Annotated in this window: 20 protein-coding genes; 9 read left to right on the top strand and 11 right to left on the bottom strand. The window is 72.2% G+C overall.

Going from position 1 to position 23,580, the window contains the following annotated elements; translation table 11 throughout:
- Positions 1-225 precede the first annotated feature (225 nt).
- A complete protein-coding gene (locus tag ABD907_RS00265) occupies positions 226-1,209 on the top strand; it encodes an ABC transporter substrate-binding protein (RefSeq protein ID WP_345214480.1) in 984 nt (327 codons plus the stop codon).
- Between the two features lie 65 nt (positions 1,210-1,274).
- Positions 1,275-3,425, top strand: coding sequence for a DUF6351 family protein (locus tag ABD907_RS00260; RefSeq protein WP_345214479.1), 2,151 nt, complete (start codon positions 1,275-1,277; stop codon positions 3,423-3,425).
- 17 nt (positions 3,426-3,442) lie between these two features.
- Here the strand turns inward: ABD907_RS00260 and ABD907_RS00255 are convergent, their stop codons facing one another.
- The 4 genes from ABD907_RS00255 to ABD907_RS00240 form a co-directional block, all read right to left on the bottom strand.
- Positions 3,443-4,006 carry a methylated-DNA--[protein]-cysteine S-methyltransferase gene (locus tag ABD907_RS00255; protein ID WP_425555635.1) on the bottom strand — a complete coding sequence of 188 codons (564 nt, stop codon included), beginning with the start codon at positions 4,004-4,006 and terminating at the stop codon, positions 3,443-3,445.
- Entirely contained in the window at positions 4,003-5,637 is a 1,635-nt protein-coding gene (locus ABD907_RS00250; protein ID WP_345214478.1) for a DNA-3-methyladenine glycosylase 2 family protein, read from the bottom strand. Before ABD907_RS00250 ends, ABD907_RS00255 begins: the two co-directional genes overlap by 4 nt.
- Before the next feature lie 74 nt (positions 5,638-5,711).
- Entirely contained in the window at positions 5,712-6,662 is a 951-nt protein-coding gene (locus tag ABD907_RS00245) for a ribose-phosphate diphosphokinase (protein WP_345214477.1), read from the bottom strand.
- Between the two features lie 42 nt (positions 6,663-6,704).
- Positions 6,705-8,234, bottom strand: a complete 1,530-nt coding sequence (locus ABD907_RS00240; RefSeq protein ID WP_345214476.1) for an acyl-CoA synthetase — start codon at positions 8,232-8,234, stop codon at positions 6,705-6,707.
- A 301-nt stretch (positions 8,235-8,535) separates the two neighbouring features.
- On the opposite strand from ABD907_RS00240, the gene ABD907_RS00235 reads away from it, so the two are divergent.
- Together ABD907_RS00235 and ABD907_RS00230 are read left to right on the top strand one after the other, a co-directional pair.
- On the top strand, positions 8,536-9,471 hold the full coding sequence (locus ABD907_RS00235; RefSeq protein ID WP_345214475.1) for an NADP-dependent oxidoreductase: 936 nt from the start codon (positions 8,536-8,538) through the stop codon (positions 9,469-9,471).
- A 70-nt stretch (positions 9,472-9,541) separates the two neighbouring features.
- Entirely contained in the window at positions 9,542-10,006 is a 465-nt protein-coding gene (locus ABD907_RS00230; RefSeq protein WP_345214474.1) for a DUF3237 domain-containing protein, read from the top strand.
- A 36-nt stretch (positions 10,007-10,042) separates the two neighbouring features.
- Here the strand turns inward: ABD907_RS00230 and ABD907_RS00225 are convergent, their stop codons facing one another.
- Entirely contained in the window at positions 10,043-10,624 is a 582-nt protein-coding gene (locus ABD907_RS00225; RefSeq protein ID WP_345214473.1) for a helix-turn-helix domain-containing protein, read from the bottom strand.
- Positions 10,625-10,701: 77 nt separating this feature from the next.
- Between ABD907_RS00225 and ABD907_RS00220 the strand changes: the two genes are divergently transcribed.
- On the top strand, positions 10,702-11,700 hold the full coding sequence (locus ABD907_RS00220) for an NAD(P)/FAD-dependent oxidoreductase (protein ID WP_345214472.1): 999 nt from the start codon (positions 10,702-10,704) through the stop codon (positions 11,698-11,700).
- On the opposite strand, the gene ABD907_RS00215 is transcribed toward ABD907_RS00220, so the two are convergent.
- Both ABD907_RS00215 and ABD907_RS00210 read right to left on the bottom strand, forming a co-directional pair.
- On the bottom strand, positions 11,686-12,675 hold the full coding sequence (locus ABD907_RS00215) for a zinc-binding dehydrogenase (RefSeq protein ID WP_345214471.1): 990 nt from the start codon (positions 12,673-12,675) through the stop codon (positions 11,686-11,688). The two genes, ABD907_RS00220 and ABD907_RS00215, sit on opposite strands and share 15 nt — an antisense overlap.
- A gap of 78 nt (positions 12,676-12,753) precedes the next feature.
- A complete protein-coding gene (locus tag ABD907_RS00210; protein ID WP_345214470.1) occupies positions 12,754-13,275 on the bottom strand; it encodes a metallophosphoesterase family protein in 522 nt (173 codons plus the stop codon).
- Between the two features lie 156 nt (positions 13,276-13,431).
- On the opposite strand from ABD907_RS00210, the gene ABD907_RS00205 reads away from it, so the two are divergent.
- Together ABD907_RS00205 and ABD907_RS00200 are read left to right on the top strand one after the other, a co-directional pair.
- Positions 13,432-14,208, top strand: a complete 777-nt coding sequence (locus ABD907_RS00205; RefSeq protein ID WP_345214469.1) for a response regulator transcription factor — start codon at positions 13,432-13,434, stop codon at positions 14,206-14,208.
- Between the two features lie 16 nt (positions 14,209-14,224).
- The gene (locus ABD907_RS00200; protein WP_345214468.1) at positions 14,225-15,838 is read left to right on the top strand and encodes a sensor histidine kinase; all 1,614 of its coding nucleotides are present in this window, start codon (positions 14,225-14,227) and stop codon (positions 15,836-15,838) included.
- Between the two features lie 143 nt (positions 15,839-15,981).
- Here ABD907_RS00200 and ABD907_RS00195 read toward each other — a convergent pair whose 3' ends face one another.
- Genes ABD907_RS00195 through ABD907_RS00180 form a run of 4 tightly spaced genes read right to left on the bottom strand, consistent with a single transcriptional unit; the run spans position 15,982 to position 21,489 of the window.
- Positions 15,982-17,670, bottom strand: coding sequence for an FAD-binding oxidoreductase (locus tag ABD907_RS00195; protein ID WP_345214467.1), 1,689 nt, complete (start codon positions 17,668-17,670; stop codon positions 15,982-15,984).
- A complete protein-coding gene (locus ABD907_RS00190; protein ID WP_345214466.1) occupies positions 17,667-18,416 on the bottom strand; it encodes a lysophospholipid acyltransferase family protein in 750 nt (249 codons plus the stop codon). Before ABD907_RS00190 ends, ABD907_RS00195 begins: the two co-directional genes overlap by 4 nt.
- Positions 18,413-19,231: an SDR family NAD(P)-dependent oxidoreductase gene (locus ABD907_RS00185; protein WP_345214465.1), complete on the bottom strand. Its 819-nt coding sequence runs from the start codon at positions 19,229-19,231 to the stop codon at positions 18,413-18,415. Before ABD907_RS00185 ends, ABD907_RS00190 begins: the two co-directional genes overlap by 4 nt.
- Positions 19,228-21,489 (bottom strand): HAD-IB family hydrolase, encoded by a 2,262-nt coding sequence (locus ABD907_RS00180; protein WP_345214464.1) that lies wholly within the window; start codon positions 21,487-21,489, stop codon positions 19,228-19,230. The genes ABD907_RS00185 and ABD907_RS00180 overlap by 4 nt, the downstream gene beginning before the upstream one ends.
- A gap of 156 nt (positions 21,490-21,645) precedes the next feature.
- Here ABD907_RS00180 and ABD907_RS00175 point away from each other — a divergent pair, with 156 nt between their 5' ends.
- Both ABD907_RS00175 and ABD907_RS00170 read left to right on the top strand, forming a co-directional pair.
- Positions 21,646-23,130: a hypothetical protein gene (locus ABD907_RS00175; protein ID WP_345214463.1), complete on the top strand. Its 1,485-nt coding sequence runs from the start codon at positions 21,646-21,648 to the stop codon at positions 23,128-23,130.
- 154 nt (positions 23,131-23,284) lie between these two features.
- Positions 23,285-23,575, top strand: a complete 291-nt coding sequence (locus ABD907_RS00170; protein ID WP_345214462.1) for a WXG100 family type VII secretion target — start codon at positions 23,285-23,287, stop codon at positions 23,573-23,575.
- Positions 23,576-23,580 lie beyond the last annotated feature (5 nt).

Raw genomic sequence — 23,580 nt, 5'->3', positions numbered from 1 at the left:
CCTGCGCGATGACGATCCGCCCCACTGTGCCGAGTGAACGCCATCACCACGGACACCGCACGCCGAGCCGGTCCGGCGCCGCTTCCCCTTTGGTGGCCATCGGACGTGGTCGCATCGTATTAAGTGACGATCTCAATCATTGACGAACGTAAGCGCATGCGTGCTACGTTGCCGCCACCTCACCGATGAGGACGAACTGGGACCCTCGCCAGGAAGGACCGATCGATGCGCACGAAGACGTGTGTTCTCGCGCTCGCCGCCTCACTCGCGCTCGCCGCGTGCGGCGGTGGCGGCGAAGAGCCGGGCGGAGACGAGAACGCCAACGGTGGGGCGAACGCAGGCGGCGGCGAGGAGCTCGCCCCGATCACCGTCGGCACCCTGCCGGTCACCGCGGCCGTCGGCCTCGAGATCGGCATCCGGGAGGGCATCTTCGAGGAGCACGGCCTCGACGTCTCGATCGAGATGGGCCAGGGTGGCGCCGCGCTGCTGCCGGCCGTGGTCTCCGGCGAGATGCAGTTCGCCACGTCCAACCCGCTCAGCCTCATGCAGGCCGAGTCCCAGGGACTCGACATCCACGTGGTCTCCGGCTACTCGCACTCGTTCCCGGAGGGCGAGGACATCAACGGCACGTACGCCGGCGCCCAGACCGACATCGAGGAGCCGACCGACCTGGAGGGCGCGACGGTCGCCGTCAACACCCTCAACGGGCTGGGCGACCTGACGATCCGCGAGCTCGTCCGCCAGGCCGGCGGGGACCCCGACTCGCTCCAGTTCGTGGAGCTGCCGTTCCCCGAGATGCCGTCCGCGCTGGCGAACGGCGACGTCGACGCCGCCTGGCTGCCCGAGCCCTTCATCTCGATCGCCGGCGACGACGTCCGGCTCGTCGAGTACCAGAACCAGGTCGTCGCCCCCGGGCTGTCCACGATGCTCCTCTTCACCTCGGGCGCGTACGCCGAGCAGAACCCGGAGATCGTGGAGGCGTTCACCACGGCCTCGGCAGAGGCGCTGAACTTCGCGAACGAGAACCAGGACCTGCAGCGCGAGGTCCTCCCCGAGCTGCTCGAGATGGATCCCGCGCTCGCCGACACCGTCCGGCTCGAGGGCCTGAGCCCGGAGATCGACCGCGACGCCCTCCAGGCGGTCAACGAGATGGCGGTCGACGACGGCATCTACGACGAGCCGCTCGACCTGGAGGAGTTCCTGCCGTAGACCGGCTCGCTCCTGCCCTGTAGACCCCGGAGCCGCGACGAGGCGGCCGACCCTGGAGGTTCTCCGTGACTCTCGTATCCCGACGTTTGGGTGCTGCGGCGCTGGCCGGCGCCGTCGCGACCTGTGTGACCGTCGCCGTCGCCGGACCGGGCGCCGTCGCGGCCCCCGGCTCGAGCGACGCCGCCGCCGACCGCGACTTCGGGGTCGAGGTGCTCTCCGGCCGGCCGGACATGGTCACCGGGGGTGACGTCCTGGTCGCCGTCACCGTGCCCCGCACGGTCCCCGTCCGACACGTCGAGATCAGGCTCGACGGCGCCGACGTCACCGATGTGTTCGCGCCTGCGAGCCAGGACGACGACGTGCTCGTCGGCCTGGTCGAGGGTCTCGACACCGGCGAGAACACCCTCCGGGTCGATGCCAACGGCCGTGGCCGTGGGCGCCCGAGCACGGAGCTCGAGCTCGTCAACCACCCCGACACCGGACCGGTCTTCTCCGGACCGCAGGTCCCGATGTACTGCAGCGCCGACGGCGAGCCGTGGAACCTCGGCCCGGTCGACGAGAACTGCCACGTGGACGGCACCGACGTCACCTACCGATACATGACGCCGGGCGGCGAGCTCGCCGACCTGCCCGACGAGGACTCGCTGCCGGCCGACGTCGCGACGACCACGACGACGGACGGCGAGGAGGTGCCGTACGTGGTCCGGGTCGAGCGCGGCACCATCAATCGGGCCGTGTACGAGACGGCGATCCTCCACGAACCGGGCACGCCCCTGCCCGACGCGTGGACGGACACCCCGGGGTGGAACGGCAAGCTCGTGTACACCTTCGGCGGCGGGTGCGGCGTCGGCTACCGGCAGGGCACCGCGACCGGCGGCGTCGAACAAGACCTGCTGCTGTCGCAGGGCTACGCGGTGGCCTCCTCGACCCTGAACGTCTATCAGAACAACTGCGACGACGTGACCTCCGCCGAGACGGCGATGATGGTCAAGGAGCACCTCGTGGAGACCTACGGCCCCGACACGTTCACCATGGGCTGGGGCGGCTCGGCGGGCACCATGCAGCAGCTGCTCATCTCGAACAGCTACCCGGGCATCCTCGACGGCGTCATCGGCAACATCGGCTACTCCGACGAGCGCACCGTGACCACGAACGGGCACGACTGCCGCGGCTTCGTCGATTACTGGGCGGACACCGACCTCGAGTGGACGGACGCCGAGCGGCGAGCGGTCACGGGCTACGGCAACCCGAACGCCTGCTTCGGGTACACGCTGTTCGACGGCGTCGACGACCCGCAGCGCGGCTGCCATCCCTCCATCCCGGTCGAGGACCGCTGGAGCGCGACCAACCCGCACGGCCTGCGTTGCACCATCTCCGACCAGGTCAGCAACGTCTACGGCGTCGACGAGAACGGCTACGGGCGCCGTGCCGTGCCGGACAACGTCGGCATCCAGTACGGGCTCGAGGCTCTGCAGGACGGCACGATCACCTCCGAGCAGTTCGTGGACCTCAACGCCGGCGTCGGCGGTATGGACGTCAACGGCGAGCGCACCGAGGCACGCTCGCAGGCGGACCCGGCCGCCCTGGAGGCGGCCTACTCGACCGGCCGGGTCAACCAGTTCACCGGGGGCCTGACCCACACGCCGGTCCTCGAGGTACGTAGATACCGCGACGACGTCGGCGACTTCCACGACCGCTATCGCTCCTGGGTGATGCGCGAGCGGGTCCTGGCCGCGCACGGCAACGCCAACACCCACGTGTCGTGGACGTCGCCGGACAACCCGGAGGTGAACGCCCAGATGGAGGCGGACGCCCTGGCCACCATGGACTCCTGGCTCACCGCGCGGCTCGAGCTCGCCTCGAACGACGACGCCGTCCGGGAGGACACCGTCGCGGCCCGGCCCGCGGACCTGACCGACGGCTGCTACCGGGCCGACGGGTCGTTCGTGTCGGAGACGATCAGCTACGACGGCGGCGGTGTGTGCAATGAGCTCTTCCCATATCACGCCGACCCGCGCGTGGTGGCGGGCGGGCCACTGGCGTCGGACATCCTGAAGTGCTCGCTCACCGGCCTCGACCGGGACGGCTACGCCGTGGAGTTCACCGACGAGCAGTGGGCGCGCATGCAGCACACCTTCCCCTCTGGTGTCTGCGACTGGTCGGCGCCCGGCGTGGGCCAGGTGGGGCTGGCCGGGACCTGGATCGACTTCGGCTGATCCCGGTCCCGGGTCACCTACGCGCGGCGCTCCCTCGCGAGCAGGCTCTCCTTGACCGGCAGCCCGTAGCGGAACCCGCCGAGCGATCCGTCGCTGCGGAGCACCCGATGGCACGGGACGAACAGCGCGGCGGCGTTCATCGCGCACGCACCCGCCGCGGCTCGCACGGCCGCGGGACGACCCGAGCGGGCGGCGAGCTCGGTGTAGGTGACCGACTCCCCCGGCTCGACGGCGCGCAACAGAGCCCACGCGTGCTCGCGGTACGGGCCCGAACGCTGGCGCACCGCGACGCGGGCCGGCGCCCGCGTGTCGCCGTCGTAGTACGCGGCGACGGCGTCCGCGGCCTGGCCGGTGCCGTCTCCCGACGGCGAAGCCTCCGTGCGTACGGACACCGGCCGCAGGCCCGGGTGGACCAGCGCGACGAGCGCGGCGACGTCGTCGGTCCAGCCGGAGGCCAGCACGGCGCCGTCGTCGGCCACCAGGCTGAACGGCCCGTCGGGTGTGGTGAGGGTGGTGGCGGTCGCGGTGGTCATGCGCGGGCTCCCGTCGGGGGCGGTCAGGGTGGTGGTCGCGGTGGTCATGGGCGAGCTCCTGTCGGCGAGTGGATGGGCGGGCGTGCGGCGATGCGCCACAGGTGCACGGCGGCGTAGGAGCGCCATGGCGCCCAGCCGGCGGCGTGGGCCGAGAGTGCGCGGGACTGGCGCGAGCGCGGACCGTCCTCGAGCAGACCGAGCTCCCGTGCGCCGGCCAGCAGCGCCACGTCGCCGTCGAGCCAGGCGTCCGGGTCACCGAGCACGCGCATCGCGACGTAAGCGGCGGTCCACGGACCGATGCCGGGCCGCTCGACGAGCGCCTCCCGCAGGGCGGACGGGTCGCGGCCGACGTCGACCTCGAGATCGCCGTCGGCGAGGGCACGGGCCGTGTCCCGCACCGTGCGGATGCTGCGGGCGGGCAGCCGCAGGTGCTCGTCGCCGTGGTCGGCCACCTGCGACGGCGTCGGGAACAGGCGGGTCAGACCCGGGATGCCGGAGGCGTAGGGCGTGCCCGTGGACGCCAGGCGCGACAGATGGGTGCGGGCGGCGGCGACGCTGACCTGCTGGCCGACGATCGCGCGGAGCACGGTCTCGTGGGCGTCCACCGCACCGGGCACGCGGGTGCCGGGACGGGCCGCGACGAGCGGTGCGAGCGCGGGGTCGGTAGCAAGCGCGGCGTCGACGGCGGCCGGGTCGGTGTCGAGGTCGAGGAGGCGCCGCACCCGGGCGACGGCCACGGCGACGTCGGCCAGCGCGGACAGCTCGAGCCGCAGGTCCAGCCGCCAGGCGCCGGGACGTGCGCCCGGGTTGCCGGTGACCTCGAACGCGCCGGGTCCGTGGGGGAGCGCCACGGTGCGGGCGTAGCGCAGGGGCGGGCCGGCGAGGTCGGCCGTCTCGACGCCGTCGACCGCACGGACCGCGAGGAACTCGAGGATGGCGCGTGCGTCGAAGGGCTCGCGCACGGGCAGGGAGAGCCGGACGGTCGCCGGGGTGCCGGGCCCGCGTCCGCCGTCGTCCGGCCCGCCGACGTCACGCCCGACGACGGGGCGACGACGTGTCCGCAGCCCCCCAGGCGTCGCCCCGAAGATCTCGGACATCGTGTCGTTGAACTGCCGGATGCTGCCGAAGCCGGCCGCGAACGCGATGTCGGCGAGGGACAGGTCCGTGCCGATCACCAGGGCCCGCGCCGTCTGGGCGCGCTGGGCGCGGGCGAGGGCGAGCGGTCCGGCGCCGAGCTCGGCGACGAGCACGCGCTGGACCTGGCGAGGGCTGTACCCGAGGCGGGTGGCCAGGCCCCCGACGCCCTCCCGATCGACGATGCCGTCGGCCAGCAGCCGCATGGCACGGCCTGCGACGTCGCGGCGCAGGTCCCACTCGGGCGTACCCGGGGCGGCCTCGGGCAGGCAGCGCTTGCACGCACGGAACCCGGCCTCGTGCGCGGCGGCCGAGGTGAGGTAGAAGACGACGTTCTCCGACTTCGGGGTCCGGGCGGGGCAGGAGGGGCGGCAGTAGATGCCGGTGCTGCGCACGGCGGTGATGAACTGCCCGTCGAACCGGGTGTCTCGCGCGGCGATCGCCCGGTACCGCTCGGTGAAGACCTGGTCCTCCGGCCGGGTGCCCACGGGCGAGGTCTGCTCGTCGGTGCCGACGGACGGGTCGGCGTGGGTCACGGTGGCCATGTCCCCATCCTCGCCGCCCGCGCACCCGCGTGGCTAGCGGGTTTCGGACATGGCGGTGGGCGCCTCGGCCCGCGTCAGACGTCCCCGGGGTTGAAGAGCGCGCTGACCGACTCACCGCTGTGGATCCGGCGCATCGCCTCGGCGAAGGCGGGCGCGACGCTGAGCACCGTGAGCTTGGGGTGCGGCGTGCCGTTCGGCGGGGGGACCGTGTCGGTCGTCAGGATCTCGCTCACGGCCGGCTTCGCCGCGATCCGCTCGACCGCATCGTCCGCGAAGATGCCGTGGGTGCAGGCCACCCGGACCGACTGCGCGCCCTCCTCGGCGAGCAGGTCGATGATGGCGAGGATGGTGCTCCCCTTGGCGATCTCGTCGTCGAGCACGATGACGTCGCGGCCGGCGACGTCACCGATGAAGGAGCTGATCCGCACCTGGTCGCCGTCGAACCGCTCCTTCGCCGCGGCCGCGACCGGCGTGCCGAGCAGCCGAGCGAACGCGCTGGCGCTCTTCGCGTTGCCCAGGTCGGGCGAGACGACGGTGGTGTTCGACAGGTCGTCGTCGCGGAAGTGGCTGGCGATCTCGCGCAGCGCGTTGAGCTGGTCCGTGGGCACCCGGAAGAACGCGTGCACCTGCGGCGCGTGCAGCGTCATCGTCAGGATCCGGTCGACGCCGGCGGTCGCGAGCAGGTCCGCCACCAGCCGGCCACCGATCGAGATGCGGGGCGCATCCTTCTTGTCGGAGCGCGCGTAGGCGAAGTGCGGCATGACGGCCGTGATCCGCGACGCGGAGGCGCCCTTCGCGGCGTCGACCATGAGCAGCAGCTCCATGAGCGACTCCTGCGCCGGGGTGACGACAGGCTGGACGAGGAAGACGTCGCGCTCGCGGCAGTTCTCGAGGAGCTGGGTCTGGAGGCAGTCGTTGGCGAACCGCGAGACCTTCACCGGACTGAGGGGGACTCCGAAGTCCTCGCACATCGCCTGGGCGAACTGCTGGCCGTAGGTACCCGCGAACACTCTGATGTCGGCCACCGCGTCAGTCTATGCAGGACGGCGCAACGCCGTGCCCGGCGATCAGGTGCCGTACTGCTTCCGCAGGTCCGTCTTGCGGATCTTGCCGCTCGCGGTGCGCGGCATGTCCTCGACGAAGGTCACCTGCTTGGGGATCTTGTAGCGGGCGAGCCGCCCGTCGAGGTGTCCGAGCACCTCCTCGGCCGTGACGGTGAACCCCTCACGCACGGTCACGACGGCGACCGGCACCTCGCCCCACCGCGGGTCCGGCCGGCCGATGACCGCCACGCTGCCCACGCCGTCGAGCTCGGCGATGACCTGCTCGACCTCGGCGGGGTAGATGTTCTCCCCGCCCGAGATGACCATGTCCTTCAGGCGGTCAGAGACAAAGAGGAAGCCCTCCTCGTCGAGGTAGCCGAGGTCGCCGGAGCGGAACCAGCCGTCGTCGGTGCGCGACTCCGCCGTCGCCTCCGGGTTGTTCCAGTACTCCCGGATCACGTTGGGGCCGCAGATCTGGATCTCGGCGACCTCGCCCGGCGCGGCGGGGGTTCCGTCGACGCCCGCGACTCGCACGTCCGAGAAGAACATCGGCAGCCCCACGGAGCCCATCTTGTCCCGCGAGCGTCCCGGCATCAGCCCGGTCGCGCCGGGCGACGTCTCGGTCATGCCGTACCCCTGGGTGAAGGAGAGACCGCGCGCCTCGTACGCCTCGAGGATGCGCAGCGGCACGGTCGAGCCGCCACAGGTGAGCTTGCGCAGCGAGCTGAGGTCGGCGCCGTCCCAGTCCGGGTGCTCGGCGAGCATCTGGTACGTCGTCGGCACGCCGGAGAGGTAGGTGATGGCATGCCGCTGGATGAGGTCCAGCGCGCGGCCGGGGTCGAACTTGGCCTCGAGGATGATCGTGCCGCCCTTGAGGATCGTGGGAAGCACGCCCATGCCCAGGGAGGCGACGTGGAACATCGGGGAGATCATCAGCGCGACCTCGCCGTCGTGGACGTCGTAGTCGATGACGGTGTTGATCGCGTTCCAGGTGAGGTTGCCGTGGGTGAGGACGGCGCCCTTGGGGCGGCCCGTGGTGCCGGAGGTGTAGAGGATGAGGGCGGGGTCCTCGAGCGTGACCGGCTCGTCCCGGTGCTCCGGCCGTCCGGAGGCGAGCAGCACCTCGTAGTCCTCGGCGTCGGTGGTGCCGTCCGACGGCGCAGCCACCACGATCCGGTCGCTCACGTCGGTGTCCGCACACCCGCGCACGGCCGTGCCGGCCAGCGCCTCGGCAAAGACGAGCGTCCGTGCGCCGGAGTCCTGCAGCCCGTACTGGATCTCCGGCGCCGCCCACCGGGTGTTGAGTGGGACGAAGATCGCCCCCAGGGTCGCGGCGGCGAAGAGCGTCTCGAGGAACGACGTGTCGTTCTCACCGAGGTAGGCCACCCGGTCGCCGCGCCGCACCCCACGCCGGCCGAGCGCGTCGGCGAGACGGTCGACCCGCTCCAAGAGCTGTTCGTAGGTCAGGCTGCGGCCGCCCGTGACCAGCGCCGTACGTCCGGCGGACCTGATCCGGCACCGGTGCAGCCACGAGCCGATTCCCTGGTTGTGCATCCACGTCCTCCGCGTCGAGGTCGTACCGCGCCGCGGTGGCGGCGCCCACAGCATCGTGACGACGGATCGTTGTAGATGTCAATAGTTACGCTCGTCAGGCACCGACCGAGGGGCGGCTGCCGGGCCGCTCTGCGCCACCGTCGTACTTCCTGAAGGCTATGCCTGCCGATGTTGCCCCACAGTTGGCGTCTGGCCGGGAGGGCGGGGCTGCCAGGAGGGCGGCGCGACCGTGAGGGCGGCGCGGCCGGCGAGGTGCCGGGGCCGGGGGCGCGCGTCGTAGTCGCTGTCGTACGGTCGGTCCATGAGAGCTGTCGCGGTGACCACGCCCGGAGGCCCGGAGGTGCTCGACGTCGTCGAGCGCCTGGACGTGAACGCGGTCGGCGGGCGGGTACGGATCAGGGTGCACGCCGCGACGGTCAACCCGACGGACCTGGCCCTGCGCGCGGGGCAGCGCCCGCGAGCTGCCGGCTCGGACGGTCCGCGCATCCCCGGCATGGAGGCCGCCGGGGTGATCGACGAGATCGGTCCCGACGTCACCGGCCTCACCGTCGGGGACGAGGTCATGGCGATCGTCGTGCCGAGCCGGCCGGAGGGCGGTGCCTACGTCGAGCAGCTCGTCGTCGACGCCGACCAGGTCGCCCGTGCGCCCCGCGGCGTCACGCTCGTCGAGGCGGCCACGCTGCCGATGAACGGGCTGACCGCTGTCCGGGCGCTCGACATGCTGGACCTGCCGCAGGGCTCGACGCTCGCCGTCAGCGGTGCCGCCGGCGCCCTGGGCGGCTACGTCCTGCAGCTGGCGGCGCACCGCGGTCTGCGGGTGATCGCGATCGCGTCGGAGCGTGACGCCGCGCTGCTCCGAGAGCTCGGTCCGCACGAGCTCGTCCCGCGCGGCGACGACGCCGCCGAACGGGTGCGGGAGCTCGTCCCGGAGGGCGTGGACGGCGCCGTGGATACGGCCCTGCTGCACGAGCGGATAGTGCCGGCCGTGCGCGACGGCGGAGGCTTCGCCGTCGTGCGTGGCTGGCCGGAGGAGGCGGGCCGGGGCATCACGGTCCACCGCGTCATGGTCGCCGAGTACGCCCACCGAGCCGACCTGCTCGCCGAGCTCGCGACCCTGGTGGAGGAGGGCGTGCTCACGCTCCGCGTGGCCCGCACGTTCACGGCCGAGGACGCCCCCGAGGCGCACCGACTGATGGAGGCCGGCGGCGTGCGCGGCCGGCTCGTCCTCACGTTCTGACGGCGCTTCGCACCCTCGCCGCGACGCCGGGACCCGGACAGACCCGGTGCACGTTGCTACGGTCACGGGCATGACCCCGACACCGCCGGCGCTGACGTTCCTCGCGACCGTGTCCGTGCGGGTGGAGAAACCCGTGGAGGTCGGGCCGTCGGTGGACGGGCACCGACGGATCATCCCGATCGCCGGCGGCACGGTGGAGGGGCCGGAGCTGCGCGGCACGGTGCTGCCCGGCGGGGCGGACTTCCAGATCCTGCGGACCGAGTCGCTCACGGAGCTGCGCGCCGAGTACGCCATCGAGGCCGACGACGGCGAGCGCATCTACGTCCGCAACCACGGGATCCGGTCCGGCGACCCCGAGGACGTCGCCAGGCTGGTCCGTGGACAACCGGTCGACCCCGGGCGGATCTACTTCCGCTGCACGCCGCTGCTCGAGCCCACCGGCGAGCGGTGGGCCTGGTTGCGCTCGCGCCTCACCGTCGGCACGGGCGAGCGGCATCCGGACGAGGTGCGGTTGCACATCTTCGTCGTCGAGTAGGCCCTCAGTCCTCTAGCCGCTCACTCCTCTAGCCGCTCAGTCCTCGCGGCGCCGAGGGCGCGCCCGGACGTGCGCCCGCTCCCCCTGCTTGCCGAAGAGGGCGAGCACCTCGACCGGCTCATCGTCGGCGGACGCGAACCAGTGCGGCACCCGGGTGTCGAACTCGGCCACCTCGCCGGCGGACATCACCAGGTCCTGGTCGGCGAGCACCAGCCGCAGGCGGCCGTCGAGCACGTACAGCCAGTCGTAACCCTCGTGGGTCCGCTGCTCCACGGGCCCGTCGTGGGGCGGGATGATGAGCTTGTACGCCTGGATGCCCTCCGTCCGTCTCGTCAGGGCGACCCGGGTCGTGCCGTGCTCGGTGACCGGCCGCAGGTGCACCCGCGGGTCCCCGGTCGGTGGCGCGTCGACCAGGTCGTCCAGGGTGACGCCGTGGGCCCGGGCGATCGGCAGGAGGAGCTCCAGGGTCGGGCGTCTGGCACCCGACTCGAGCCGGGACAGAGTGCTGACCGAGATGCCGGTCACCTCCGACAAGGCAGCGAGGGTCGTCTCCCGCTCGTGGCGCAGGGAACGCAGTCGCGGTCCGACGGTGGCGAGGGCCTGGTCGAGATCGTCCATCGCCCTAGTTTGCCACTTCGGCAAAGGTGCTTGCACCAAGGGTGGGTTGAGAAGCATTCTCGTCTCGGAGGTGGAACATGACCAACAACGTTCTGCAGGACAGGTACGACGTAGTGGTGGTCGGCGGCGGTGCCGCCGGCCTGAACGGGGCGCTCATGCTCGCCCGGAGCCGCCGCTCCGTGACGGTGATCGACGACGGCGACCCGCGCAACGCCCCGGCAGCGGGCGTCCACGGACTGCTCGGGCACGACGGGGTCCCGCCGGCCGAGCTGCTGGCGAAGGGCCGCGAGGAGGTGCAGCGGTACGGGGGTCACGTCGCCGCCGGGGCCGTGACGACGATCGTCCGGGAGGCCGACGGCTTCCGGGTCGACGTCGCGGACTTCCGCAGCATCCGGGCCCGCCGGGTGCTGATCGCGACGGGGGTGGTGGACGAGCTGCCCGCCGTGACGGGTCTGCGCGAGCGGTGGGGCCGTGATGTCGTGCACTGCCCCTACTGCCACGGCTGGGAGGTGCGGGACCGCGCCATCGGAGTCCTCGCCGTCGGACCGCTGTCCGTGCACCAGGCGCAGATGTTCCGTCAGCTGAGCGACGACGTCGTGTACTTCACGCACATGACGCCACCGCTGCCGCCGGAGCAGGCCGAGGAGCTGGCGGCCCGGGGCATCCGGGTGGTCGAGGGCACCGTCACGGACCTCGAGATCACCGACGACGCCATCACGGGCGTCCGGCTGGCGGACGGGAAGATCGTGCCCCGCGCCGCCATCGCCGTCGGGTCATACGTCGCTCCGCGAACCGGGCTGCTGGACGCGCTCGGGCTGAGCGCGGTCGAGCATCCCTCGGGCATGGGGCGCTACGTCCCGAGCGAGGGCGGTCGCACCGACGTGCCGGGCGTGTGGGTGGCGGGCAACGTCACCGACATGATGGCGCAGGTCGGCCCGAGCGCCGCCGCGGGCGCCATGGCCGGCGCCCAGATCAACGGGGACCTGATCGCCGAGGAGACCGCGCGGGCGGTCGAGGCACGCAGGTCCGGGCAGGAGCCGGCACCGGCCGCGGATCCGGTCTCAGCGCAGGTCTAGCGACAGCTTGACCCCGCCGTGGCCGCCCTCGGCGGCCACGGCGAGCGCGCGCGGCAGGTCGTCCAGCCGATGCACATGGCCCAGGCAGTGCCCGACCTCGATCTCGCCGTCGTGGATGTGCCGGACGGCGTCGCGGAAGGCGACCAGCCCGGGCTCGGCCTGCGTGCCGCCCGCCCACTGGATCCGGGCGACCTTCCGGAACGCGTCGTACATCGGGAAGCCGGCCAGGCCGCGGCGTTCGGGGTAGCCGAAGAGGCCGATGGTGCCCTGCTGGGCGAGGGCGGCGACGGTCTGGGCGCGGGCGTCGTCGTAGCCGGCGGCCTCGATGACCAGGTCGGCGCCCGCACCGCCGGTGAGGTCCATCACCGCGTCGGTGACCGACTCGTCCGGGGCGTGCACGGTCGTGCCGGCCCCCAGGTCTCGAGCGACGGCGAGTCGGCGGGTGTCCAGATCCGAGATCACGACGTGCTCGAAGCCGGCCCGCTGCGCCAATTGGAGGAAGAACAGCCCGGCGGACCCGGCGCCGGTGATCGCGGCGGTGCCGGCCTCGCGCAGGGTGCCGTCCTCGGGCCAGAACATCCGCATCGCGTACAGCGCGGTGCCGTACTGCTGGGCCATGAGCAGGCGGTCCTCCTGGCCGCCGGCCGGCAGGGTCACCACCTGGGTGTCCTCGATGAGCTGGTACTCGGCGAAGCATCGACCGACCGTCGGGATCGGCACCGTCAGGACGAGGTCCCCCACGACGACGGTCTCCGAGCGGGACTCCACCACGGTGCCCAGGCCCTCGTGGCCGGGATAGCCGGGCATGCCGAGGCAGTCCTCGTCGTGGAATCCGTGGAAGACCACGTGCACGTCGGAGCCACAGATCGAGGCTCGGTGCATCCGCACGACCAGGTCGCCCGCTCGCTCGGCGACGGGTTCAGGAAAGTCGTCCACCTCGACGACACCGGGGGCAGCCAGGTAACCAGCACGCATGGCTGCCGAGCGTAGGGCTTGTCGCGCGAATGGTCGCGGTCGCCGCGCGGTAGGCATGGCGGCACTCCGGCCGGCAGGTCAGGTGCGCGTCGGCCGCAGCCGATGGAGCGTCACGTCCACGCCGGGCCCGGTGGCAGTCTCAGCAATGGTGGCGGTCATGTACGTGGCGAAGGGCTGACGGCGCCGGTCGGTCGGCGAACCCGGGTTGAGCAGTCGAACCCCCGCCGGCGTGACGCTGTCCCAGGGAATGTGGCTGTGCCCGAAGATCAGCACGTCGATGCCGCTGTAGCGACGATCCATCCGAGCCTCTCGGCCGGCCGCGGCCCCGGTCTCGTGGACCACCGCGAGACGGGCGCCCTCGACGGTGCGGTGGGCCACCTCCGGGAGGCGTCGGCGGATCTCCGGGCCGTCGTTGTTGCCCCAGCAGGCCAGGAGCCGACGAGAGCGCGCCTGGAGCTCGTCCAGCAGACCCTCGCCGACCCAGTCCCCGGCGTGCACGACGATGTCGGCCCGCTCGACCGCCCGCCACACCTCCAGCGGCAAGGCCTTCGCACGCTTGGGCCAATGGGTATCGGCGATGAGCAGGAGCTGCGTGCTCATCCTCACCTCCCGTACTGGTCGTTGGGCCGCCAGCCTGCCAGAGCGCCGCCGGTGTGCAGGTACTCCCGCCCTGGGTCCATGGTCTGTCCGGCGTTCACGGCGAGTCCTCGGTGTTCTCCCAGGAAATGCCCAGACGGCGGCGGGAGACTGGGACGCATGGACATGACCACCAGCCGCCGCTCGCCGGGCGAGAACGCGGCGTCCACGGCGGAGGCACGCCTGCTCGTCGTCGACGACGAGCCGAGCATCCTCGAGCTGCTCTCCGCGTCGCTGAAGTTCGCCGGGTTCGACGTCGTCACTGCCGAGGACGGCAACGCCGCCCTGAGGGCGGCCGCCGAGGAGCGCCCGGACCTCGTGGTCCTCGACGTCATGCTGCCCGACATGGACGGCTTCACCGTGCTGCGACGCATCCGTGCGCACGGCGAGGAGATCCCCGTCCTGTTCCTCACCGCCAAGGACGACATGTCCGACAAGGTGCAGGGACTGACCGTCGGCGGTGACGACTACGTGACCAAGCCGTTCAGCCTCGAGGAGGTCGTCGCCCGGATCCGCGCCGTGCTGCGGCGTACCCAGCCGCCCGCCGGTGACGACGGCACCCTGACCTACGCCGACCTGGAGCTCGACGAGGATGCGCACGAGGCACGCCGCGCGGGCCGCCCGGTCGACCTCTCCCCCACCGAGTTCAAGCTTCTGCGCTACCTGATGATCAACGCGGAGCGCGTGGTCTCCAAGGCCCAGATCCTCGACCACGTCTGGGACTACGACTTCATGGGCGAGGCCGCGATCGTCGAGTCCTACATCTCCTACCTGCGGCGCAAGATCGACTCGCCCGAGCACCTCGGCCTGACCGGCGACGACGCAGAGAACCTGGTGCCGCTGCTGCACACCCGTCGCGGCGTCGGATACGTGCTCCGCCGGCCGCCGAACCGGTGACCACGGGCCCGATCCCATGACCGAGCCCGCCAGGTCCACCCGGACCGCCGACACGCCGGAGACCACCGAGACGATCGACGCCCCCGATGCTGACGAGGCGGTGGGCCGCGCCGAGCCGACCGACGGCAGGAGACGCCTGCACGCCCGTTGGCGCGCGATCCCGCTCAGTGTCCGACTCGTCGCCATCATCACCGGCCTGCTCCTGATCGGCCTGACCGTGGCGGCCGCCGGCACCACCGCGGTCCTGCGTGCCAGTCTGGTCGAGCAGCTCGACCACGAGCTCACCTCGTCCGCCAAGGAGCTCGGGCAGCGCACGGTCGACCAGTTCACGAACGAGCGTCCGGGCACCGACCAGGCCATGCTGCCCTCGCAGTTCTACGTGCGGGTGCAGATCGAAGGCGTGGGCGTGCACGAGCTCGTCAGCAACGCCACCGCCGAGGAGGCGGGGCGTCCCGTCATCGAGGACATCGACCTCGACACGCTCTCCACGGGCGAGGAGCTCGACCCCGTCACGGTTCCCGGTGACGGCGGCGCGTCGAAGTGGCGTGCCGTCACCGTGCCGCTGGTCGAGGTCCGGGGTGGCCCCATCATCGGCGCCGTCACCGTGGCGCTGCCGCTGCTCGGCGTCGAGCAGACCATGGTCCAGACCACGCGACTGGTCGCGGTCTTCGCCGCTGTCATCCTCGCCGTCGGCGGTGTCGCGGCATGGGTGGCCGTGCGCCGTTCGCTGCGGCCGCTGCGCCAGATCGAAGAGACCGCGGGCGCGATCGCCGCCGGGGACCTGTCGCGGCGCGTGCCCGCCCTGCCACCCTCGACGGAGGTGGGGTCCGTGGCCCGCTCGCTCAACGTCATGCTCGCCCAGATCGAGCGGTCGTTCGCGGCGCGTGCGGCCTCGGAGCACCGGATGCGCCGGTTCGTCTCCGACGCCTCGCACGAACTGCGCACCCCGCTGTCGACCATCCGCGGGTACGGCGAGCTGTACCGGATGGGCGGCGTGCCGGCGGAGAACCTGCCCCACGCCGTCGGCCGCATCGAGGCGGAGGCCACGCGGATGGGCAACCTCGTCGAGGATCTGCTCCAGCTCGCGCGCCTCGACGAGGGACGGCCGCTGAGCCTGACCGACGTCGACCTCGCCACGCTCGCGCACGACGGCGCGGCGGACCTGCACGCCCAGGCGCCCGACCGCCCCATCACCGTCGTGCCGCTCGGCGCCCTGGACCCGGGCGAGGCCGAGCCGGGCGTCGGCCCCGTCGTCGTCCGTGCGGACCCCGACCGCATCCGGCAGGTCATCGCCAACCTGGCGGGCAACGTGCTGCGGCACACCCCGGCCGGCACGCCCGTCGAGCTCGCCGTCGGGCTGGTCGAGCCCGGCTGGGCACAGCTCGAGGTCCGCGACCACGGTCCCGGAATCCCGGAGAACGACGCCGCTCGGGTCTTCGAGCGCTTCTACCGCGCCGACCCCTCACGCACGCGTGCGTCCGGCGGGTCGGGCCTCGGCCTGGCCATCGTGGCCAGCGCCGTCGCCGCGCACGGCGGCGCCGTCCGGGTGACGCCCACCTCCGGTGGCGGCGCCACCGTCCAGGTGGCGCTACCGGTCACCGGCCCGGCAGGACTCGCCGCGCCGAGCTGATGCCGCACGGCCGATGCCGCTACGTCGAGCACGCGACTGAGAGGGAGAATCTGGTGGTGCTGAACAGCCACATTCTCCCTCTCAGGCGGGCAGCGTCACGCGGGCAGCGCGCTGGTCAAAGGTGAGTGAGGAGAACCGAGCCCTCACCACTCCCGGTGCGCCGGCAGCAGCGTCCCCGGGTTGAGGTTGCGCCCCGGGTCCACCCCGCGCAGCAGCGAGACCATCAGGTCCGTCCCGGCCGGGGAGATGTCCTCCTCCAACCAGTGCGCATGGTCGGTGCCGACGCCGTGGTGGTGCGACAGCGTCGCCCCCAGGTCGATGAACGACTGCTGTATCGCCTTCTTGACCACCCAGTAGCGCTCGAGCTGCTCCTCGGTGCCGTCCACACCGGGCGCGAACGCGAACGTGAAGTACAGGCAGGCGCCGGAGTGGTAGCTGTGCGAGAGGTGACACATCACGAAGCCCTGGACCCCGAGGGAGTCGAACGCCTCCTGTGCTGCCCGCAGCGTGCCGAAGTAGAGGTCCATGAGCCGCGACCACGGCGCGGCGGTCTCGGAGACGTCGGCGAGCCCGCCGATGTCCAGCAGGAAGTCCCGGATGTACGGGGTGTCGAACTTCTTCTGGTCGTACAGCGCCCCGGGTCCGCGGCCCAGCTTGATGCCGCCGTGCTTGCGCACGATCTTCCCGACGACGGCCTTCTCCGCCCGCACCTTCGCCGAGTCGCCCTCGTAGCCGACGTAGGACAGGCACACGGCGTCCATGTCCCAGCCGCGCCGCTCGAGGACGTCGAAGAGCACCGACTGGACCTTCCCGGAGGCGCCCTTCTTGACCTTCTGCGTGGAGAAGGAGAACGCGGTCTCGTTCGCGTCGGAGACGCGGGTGACGGTCGGCGCCGCGTCGGAGCCGGCGATCTCCTGCATGGCCGCGATGGCGGACGCCCAGGAGGGGTACAGATAGGCGATGATGTCGCGGTTCTCGGGGAGGCGGTGGACGGCCACCCACGCTTCGGTGATGACGCCGAGCCGGCCCTCGGAGCCGAGGATCATCTCGCGCACGCTCGGTCCGGTGGAGGTGCTCGGCAGCGGGCGCAGGGCCACCACCTTGCCGGGCAGGACGACGCGCATACCGCGGGCGATGTCGGCGATGTCGCCGTACTTGTCCGACTGCATCCCCGAGGAGCGCGTGGCGATCCAACCACCGAGGGTGGAGTGCCGGAAGCTGTCCGGCTGGTGCCCCATGGTCCAGCCGCGCGCCCCGAGCTGCTCCTCCATGTCGGGGCCCAGGACGCCCGCCTGGATGCGTGCGAGCCCGGACGCCTCGTCGATCTCGAGGACCCGGTTGAGCCGTCCGAGGTCGAGCGAGACGACGACGCGGTCCTCCCGGGCAGGCGGGGTGAGCGACCCGCTGATGTTCGATCCGCCGCCGAACGGGATGAGCACGGCGTCGGCCTCGACCGCCGCGTCGACCACGGCACGCACCTCGTCCTCGTTGCCGGGGTAGACCACCACGTCGGGGATGCGGGGCAGGTCACCGGCGCGGATGCGGACCAGGTCCGGCAGGCCCTTGCCGTAGGTGTGCACCACGCGGTCGAGGTCGTCGGTGACCAGATGGTCCTCTCCGACGGCGGAGGTGAGGGTCGCGCTCAGGTCGGCACCGATCCGGGGCTCGGGGACGTCGATATCCTCGAACGTCGGCGGCGGGCTGCCGGGGGCGTCCAGGTCGATGCCGACCCGTTCCCGGACGAAGGGCGCCATGTTGGGCTTGTCATGGTGGCTGAACGCCACACCCTCGACACCCCAGCCCCACCACTTCTGGTGCGAAACTCCCCTCACGAGGCCTCCTCCTGCGTCTGGTCGCGCCTGTGGTCGGTGCCTCCCGGCGGGGCGGAGTCCGCCACGACGTACGGCGTCTGCATCTCGAGCATCGTGCGCACCCGGGCCGAGATCCGGTCGTTGAACTCGCGGGTCTTCTCCCCGGGGCGTGGGCGCATGGGCCGACCGACGAGCATCCGCACGCGTGGGCGGCCGTCCACCGGCCAGGACCGTCCGGGCGGCATGGCGTCGTAGGCGCCGAGCAGCGCGATCGGCACGCACGGCGCGTTCCTGGCCACGCAGATGGCGGCCGCACCCGGCTTGAAGGGCCGCATGCGGCCGTCGCGCGAGCGGGTGCCCTCCGGGAAGATCAGGACCGGCACGTCCTCGTTGACGAGCCGCTGGGTCAGGCCCTTCCGGCCGCGTCTGGCCGCTCCGGCGTTGCGGTGGATGGGGTAGGTGTTGAAGAACACCGAGGTGGCCACCTTCTTCCACCACTTCGCGTAGAAGTAGTCGGCGGCGGCGCCGACGGCGAGGTGACCGGTGACGTCGCGCGGCAGCGAGGACACCATGACGGCCGTGTCGAGGTGGCTGCTGTGGTTGGCGACGACGACGAAGGGCCGCTCGAGGCCGTCGAGGTTGTCCAGGCCCTCGACCGTCGTACGGGTGACGCTGTGCACGACCGGGCGCAGCAGCATGCGCTGCGCGACGTAGCGCACCGCCCGGTGCCAGCCGGCGTGGTACCGGCCGGTTCCTGAGCCCTTCATGCGCGTCCTCCCTTGATCAGAGCCGTCGCCCGGCGCACGACCGGCCGGGGCAGGTGCTCGGCGAGGAACGCGATGGTGGAGAACCGCTTCGACGGCACCGAACGCACCCGCCCCTTCTCGACGTCCGCGAGACACTCCTCCACCACCCGGTCGGCCTCGAGCCAGAGCGCCTCGGGGATGGACCCGGTGCGGATGCCCGCTCGGTCGTGGAACTCGGTGCGCACCCAGCCCGGCAGCAGGGTCGTGACCTGCACCCCGGTCCCGGCCAGCTCGAGGGCGAGCGAGTCGGAGTAGGTACGCACCCACGACTTGATGGCGGAGTATGCCCCCATCGGGATGAGCCCGGCCACGGATGCGACGTTGATCACGACGCCGTGGCCACGCTCACGCATGGACCGCCCGGCCGCACCGCCCAGGACGAGCACGGCCCGGACCATGAGGTCCACGGACTGCTCGTGCTCCGTGGTGTCCTCGCTCAGCAGGGGCACGTGCACGCCCTTGCCGGCGTTGTTGACCAGGATCTCGACCGGGGAGCTCGCGTCGGCGAGACGACCGGCGACGGCGGTCACGGCATCGCGCTCGGCGAGGTCCCCGGCGAGCGTCTCGACGTCGATCCCGTACCGCCAGCGCAGCTGGTCCGCCGTCTTCGTCAACCGGGCCTCGTCGCGTGCGACGAGGACGAGGTCGCAGCCGCGCGCGGCCAGGGCTCGCGCGAACGCGAGCCCGATGCCGGAGGTGCCGCCGGTCACCATCGCCCCGCCCCGCAAAGGGCTCTCGGCGGGGATGGTGGCCGCGCGCCTGGCGCTCCTGATCACTTCGCTCCTCTGATGCTGCGCAGGACCGGGGTGAGCCGGCCCTCCGCGGTGGTGGTCCAGGTGTGCACCGGCCACCTCCGTGCCCTGGCGTACCGGTAGAGGCTGGCGTCGGGATTCACGGCGTTGGGGTGCCCCACGACCTCCAGCCACGGCCGGTCCGCATAGCTGTCTCCGTAAGCATATGACTCGGCCAGGTTCATGCCCTCGTCACGAGCGTAGCGGCGCAGCCACGTGGCTCGCGCCTCCCCCACCAGGGGCGACGTGAGGAGGTGGCCGGTCCAGCGGCCGGTGTCGTCCTTCTCCATCTCCCCGGCGACGATCTCGTCGAACATCGGCGCGAGCGGCTCGACGAAGATGTCGATCTCGCCGGTGACGAGCACGGTGCGGTGCCCGGCGGCCCGGTGGGCCTCGATCTGCTCCACGGCCTCGACCAGGAGGTCGCGGCGCAGCGACGGGGTGACCTTGCGGGCGATGACGGCGCGCAGTTCGTTCTCGTCGACACCCGCGTAGCGGCGCATGAAGGTGCGGATGAAGTCGGCGCGGTCCCGGCGCTCGGCCTGCAGGTAGCGCGGACCGAGGGCCACGAGGTTCGCGAAGGCGGCCGGCCAGCGGGAGGCAGGCTGGTTGGCGAGCTCCACCCACAGGTACTGCTCGACGAGCGTGGCGGCCGCGACGGTGCGCTGCAGGTCGAAGACGGCCAGGACGTCGGTGCGCCGCTGCAGCGTCGGGGCCGCCGCCGTCGTCTCCTTCGCGGAGCGGTCCTTCATCAGCCCCGGCACACCGGGGATGTGGACCTCCTGGAGATAGTGGCGCCAGTCGATCTCGGTGACGTCGAATCCGTGCTCGCCCCGCTGGTCGGCGGGCAGCGAGGCGTGCAGCGCCCGGGTGCGGGCGTCGTCGAAGATGACCTCGGTCTGGGTGTAGGGCTGGTACAGCGAGGTGAACTTGCGCAGGGTGCGCAGGTCGCGCCGCGCCCGGTGCAGGGCAGACATCCAGCCGCGGGTGCGGGTGTTCGCGGGCAGCCGGGTGACGGCCTTGTCTGCCAGGTCGACGGCGACCTCGCGGCGACGCAGCGCCCGCTCGACGGCGCCGGAGTGCGGGAAGGACCACGCCGGCACGGCGACGTGGGCGCCCTCGGCGTCCTTGAGCGGGTGCTCGGAGAAGTACTCGCGGATCATGTGCACCAGCGGCCCGAGCCGCAGCGGGTTCGTGATGCCGGAGCTGACCTGGTAGTAGCCGGCCCCGCCGGCCGCCGGTGGCGCGGCCGCGGCGGCGAGGATCGCGTTGACGATGAAGTCGACGGGGATGACGTCGAGGATGGTGTCGGCGAGCGCCGGAAACTCCGGCAGCAGACCGCGGCCGTAGGCGGCGATGAGCGGGTCGGCGACCTTGAAGCCGTCGATCCAGCCCGGGTAGGGGTGGCGCAGGGAGGACTCGATGATGGTGGGGCGCACGACCGAGAGGCGGTGCCCGTTGCCTGCCCACAGGTCTTCCGCGACACGTTCGCCCATGGCCTTGGTGAAGGTGTAGACGTCCGGCCAGCCGAGCGAGAGGGCACGGGTACGGCCGTGCTCGACGAGCTGATCCTTCACCCACTCGACGCGCAGGGCCTCGGCGGCCTCGGCGACGGCCTGGGGCCCGGCGCGGCGGTGCTCTGCCTTGGCCTTGTCGATGAGCCGGGACAGCACCTCGGGGGTGCGCGACTCGTCGTCGGCGGCCGTTCGCGCGGCGACGGCGGAGGCCAGCTCCACGTCGCGGTCGATCGAGTGGTCGAGGGAACGTTCTTCGGCGACACCCTTGCGCAGGCCCGCGACGTAGGCCGTGGAGACGTGGACCACGTGCGGGTCGCTGCCGTTGGCCAGCAGGGCCTCGTAGAGCGAGATCGGCCCGCCGACGTTGGCGGCAAAGGCCTCGTCGACCGGCAGGTCGAAGGACACCGTCGAGGCCGAGTGGACGACGACGTCGACGTCGTCCGGCAGGGGCGGCAGATCGCCGAGATCGCCGGAGACGACCGAGACACGCTCGGCGACGGCGGCGGTGGCCGCCTCCTCACCGACCCGCTCGCGCCACGGACCGAACACCGGCTTGCGCAGGAGCTTCTCGACCCGCCGCTCGGCGGTCAGCTCACCGCGCGGGCGCACCACCACGGTGATCCTGGTGGTGGGGTAGGCCGACAGCAGCTTCTCGAGGACGGCCTGGCCGACGAAGCCCGTGGCGCCCGTGAGAAGGACGTGCGCCTGGTCCAACGGTTGTGACATTCCGCGAATGCTACAGCCGTAGGCTCCTGCCACCGATGTGGCCGGCACGCACCGGGCAGGTTGTGACTCGCCTCATCGCCATCAGTACACGCGAGGGCCGCAGGCTGTTCTACGATCGGGCGACCGAATGAGAACCACGCTGAGGATCTGAACTCCATGGGCGTCACCGACGTGCCTCAATGGTTGCCCGCCGCGTTCGTCCGCAGCGCTCTTGCCGCCGGGGCCACGGCCCCCCGCGAGGAGATCGAGGCGACGTGTCACCGCCTCCTCGATCGCTGGCAGGAATCGGACCGGCACTTCCACAACTGCAAGCACCTCATCGACATGCTCGCCCGTGTCGACGAGCTGGCCGAGGAGACCCACCACCCCGACATGGTCCGCCTGGCCGCCTGGTACCACGGGGCGGTCTTCAGCGCCGAGACCAACAAGGCATACGCCCGCAGCGGCGGCGAGGACGAGGTGGCCTCGGCGGAGCTGGCTCGGGAGGAGCTCGGGCGCCTGGGTGTGCCGGTCCGCGCTCTGGAGCGGATCGCCGAGCTGATCGTCGGGCTCAAGCGGCACGAGATCAAGACCAAGGACATCGACTGTCTCGCCCTCTCGGACGCCGACCTCTCGATCCTGGCGGCCGACCCCCAGCGGTACAAGGCCTACCGGAACGCGGTGCGCGCCGAGTATGCGCACCTCCCCGCCCGCCACTACCTCGAGGCGCGCATCGCGATCGTGAGCAAGCTGCTGGCGCGACGCGACATCTTCGTCTCCCCCATGGGTCATCAGTGGGAGGACGCCGCGCGGGAGAATCTGATGGCCGAGCGCGACCGCCTCGGGGCGGAGCTGGCCGCGATGGGTGAGACCGGCCCCGAGGGGAGCGTCGCCGCGGCCGAGGCCGAGCACGAGGTCGTCGACGACGCTTCGCAGCCGGACGGCAACAGTCCGCGCGTCTTCGAGCCGACGCCGGTGCGTGGCGCCCAGGACGCCCCCGGTGACTCGGCGCTGCAGGCCGGTCCGGGCGAGTCCGGTGCCGAGAACGCGACGGAGCGGTCGCCGTCGGCGGGCGAGGCACCTGCCAGCGCGGCACCCGCCGCCCGGCGGGACGACGACGCGTCGGCGTCCGCGCCGACGCCCCAGGAGCCCGAGCGGGTGACGAAGTCCTCGCTGGAGTCCTTGCCCGAGGACATCATCGGGCGCGGGCGTCCCGATCCTGACGGCGAGCGGGCCGCGATCGGCCGGTCCTCGCGCGACCTTGTCGACCAGGCGGTCCGGGACGGTCGGGCGGACCGTGAGCGTGCCGCCCGCCAGCGGCGCGGTCGCGACCGTCTCGACGCCGCGCGCAGCGCGCGCGAGAGTGACCGCCTGCGGGAGCGGCCCACCCGGAAGGCATCGCCACTGACGCCGACCAGCGCCCCGACGCCGGACCGCTCCGCCGAGCGCCGGGATCGAGCGGCCGACCGTGAGGGCCGCGCGGCAGCGCGCGAGACCCGGGCGGCCGACCGACCCCGGGACGGCGAGCCGACGACCGGCGAGCAGCCCACCCTCTCACCCCCGCAGCACGGCATAGAGCGCGAGCCGGACTACTTCACCCGCCCACGCAAGAAGAGCAAGGACAGCAAGCGGGACAAGCCTCGGCGAAGGCAGCACGGCTGACTGACCGGTCCTCCGCGGCGGACCCGGCCACCCACAACGCGGCGGACCTGCCGACCGATCCACAGCCGGGGCTCCGGCCCGTCCGCCGTGGCTGGCGTGCTCCGTAGCGTCGTCGGTGGCCGCACCACCGGGGTGCGGGAGGGAGGAGCACACGATGGCGCAGTACACCGTCGACAGCGGCGAGATCACCGTCGCGGCCCAGCTGACACGAACCAGCACGGCGAACATCAGGGGCGAGGTGGCCGCCATGATGGCGCACCTGGTCACCCTGCAGCAGTCGTGGACCGGCACGGCGTCCCAGACGTTCGGGGCCTGCGCCGACCAGTGGCGGGCGACCCAGGCCACGGTCGAGGCGTCGTTGGAGCAGATCACGCTCGCGCTGGACACCGCGGCGCGGACCTACGACGACGCCGAGGCCTCGGCGCAGGGCCTCTTCGCGGGCTGACCCTG

The organism is Georgenia halophila (assembly GCF_039541595.1).
Note: the sequence above shows the minus strand (reverse complement) of the source record. Positions and strands in the feature narration are given on the sequence as shown.

Bases quoted from the DNA above. Each gene is read 5' to 3' on its own strand.
- ABD907_RS00265 (WP_345214480.1), top strand. From the start codon at position 226: ATGCGCACGAAGACGTGTGTTCTCGCGCTCGCCGCCTCACTCGCGCTC.
- ABD907_RS00255 (WP_425555635.1), bottom strand. From the start codon at position 4,006: ATGACCACCGCGACCACCACCCTGACCGCCCCCGACGGGAGCCCGCGC.
- ABD907_RS00250 (WP_345214478.1), bottom strand. From the start codon at position 5,637: ATGGCCACCGTGACCCACGCCGACCCGTCCGTCGGCACCGACGAGCAG.
- ABD907_RS00240 (WP_345214476.1), bottom strand. From the start codon at position 8,234: ATGCACAACCAGGGAATCGGCTCGTGGCTGCACCGGTGCCGGATCAGG.
- ABD907_RS00235 (WP_345214475.1), top strand. From the start codon at position 8,536: ATGAGAGCTGTCGCGGTGACCACGCCCGGAGGCCCGGAGGTGCTCGAC.
- ABD907_RS00230 (WP_345214474.1), top strand. From the start codon at position 9,542: ATGACCCCGACACCGCCGGCGCTGACGTTCCTCGCGACCGTGTCCGTG.
- ABD907_RS00225 (WP_345214473.1), bottom strand. From the start codon at position 10,624: ATGGACGATCTCGACCAGGCCCTCGCCACCGTCGGACCGCGACTGCGT.
- ABD907_RS00220 (WP_345214472.1), top strand. From the start codon at position 10,702: ATGACCAACAACGTTCTGCAGGACAGGTACGACGTAGTGGTGGTCGGC.
- ABD907_RS00215 (WP_345214471.1), bottom strand. From the start codon at position 12,675: ATGCGTGCTGGTTACCTGGCTGCCCCCGGTGTCGTCGAGGTGGACGAC.
- ABD907_RS00210 (WP_345214470.1), bottom strand. From the start codon at position 13,275: ATGAGCACGCAGCTCCTGCTCATCGCCGATACCCATTGGCCCAAGCGT.
- ABD907_RS00205 (WP_345214469.1), top strand. From the start codon at position 13,432: ATGGACATGACCACCAGCCGCCGCTCGCCGGGCGAGAACGCGGCGTCC.
- ABD907_RS00200 (WP_345214468.1), top strand. From the start codon at position 14,225: ATGACCGAGCCCGCCAGGTCCACCCGGACCGCCGACACGCCGGAGACC.
- ABD907_RS00190 (WP_345214466.1), bottom strand. From the start codon at position 18,416: ATGAAGGGCTCAGGAACCGGCCGGTACCACGCCGGCTGGCACCGGGCG.
- ABD907_RS00180 (WP_345214464.1), bottom strand. From the start codon at position 21,489: ATGTCACAACCGTTGGACCAGGCGCACGTCCTTCTCACGGGCGCCACG.
- ABD907_RS00175 (WP_345214463.1), top strand. From the start codon at position 21,646: ATGGGCGTCACCGACGTGCCTCAATGGTTGCCCGCCGCGTTCGTCCGC.
- ABD907_RS00170 (WP_345214462.1), top strand. From the start codon at position 23,285: ATGGCGCAGTACACCGTCGACAGCGGCGAGATCACCGTCGCGGCCCAG.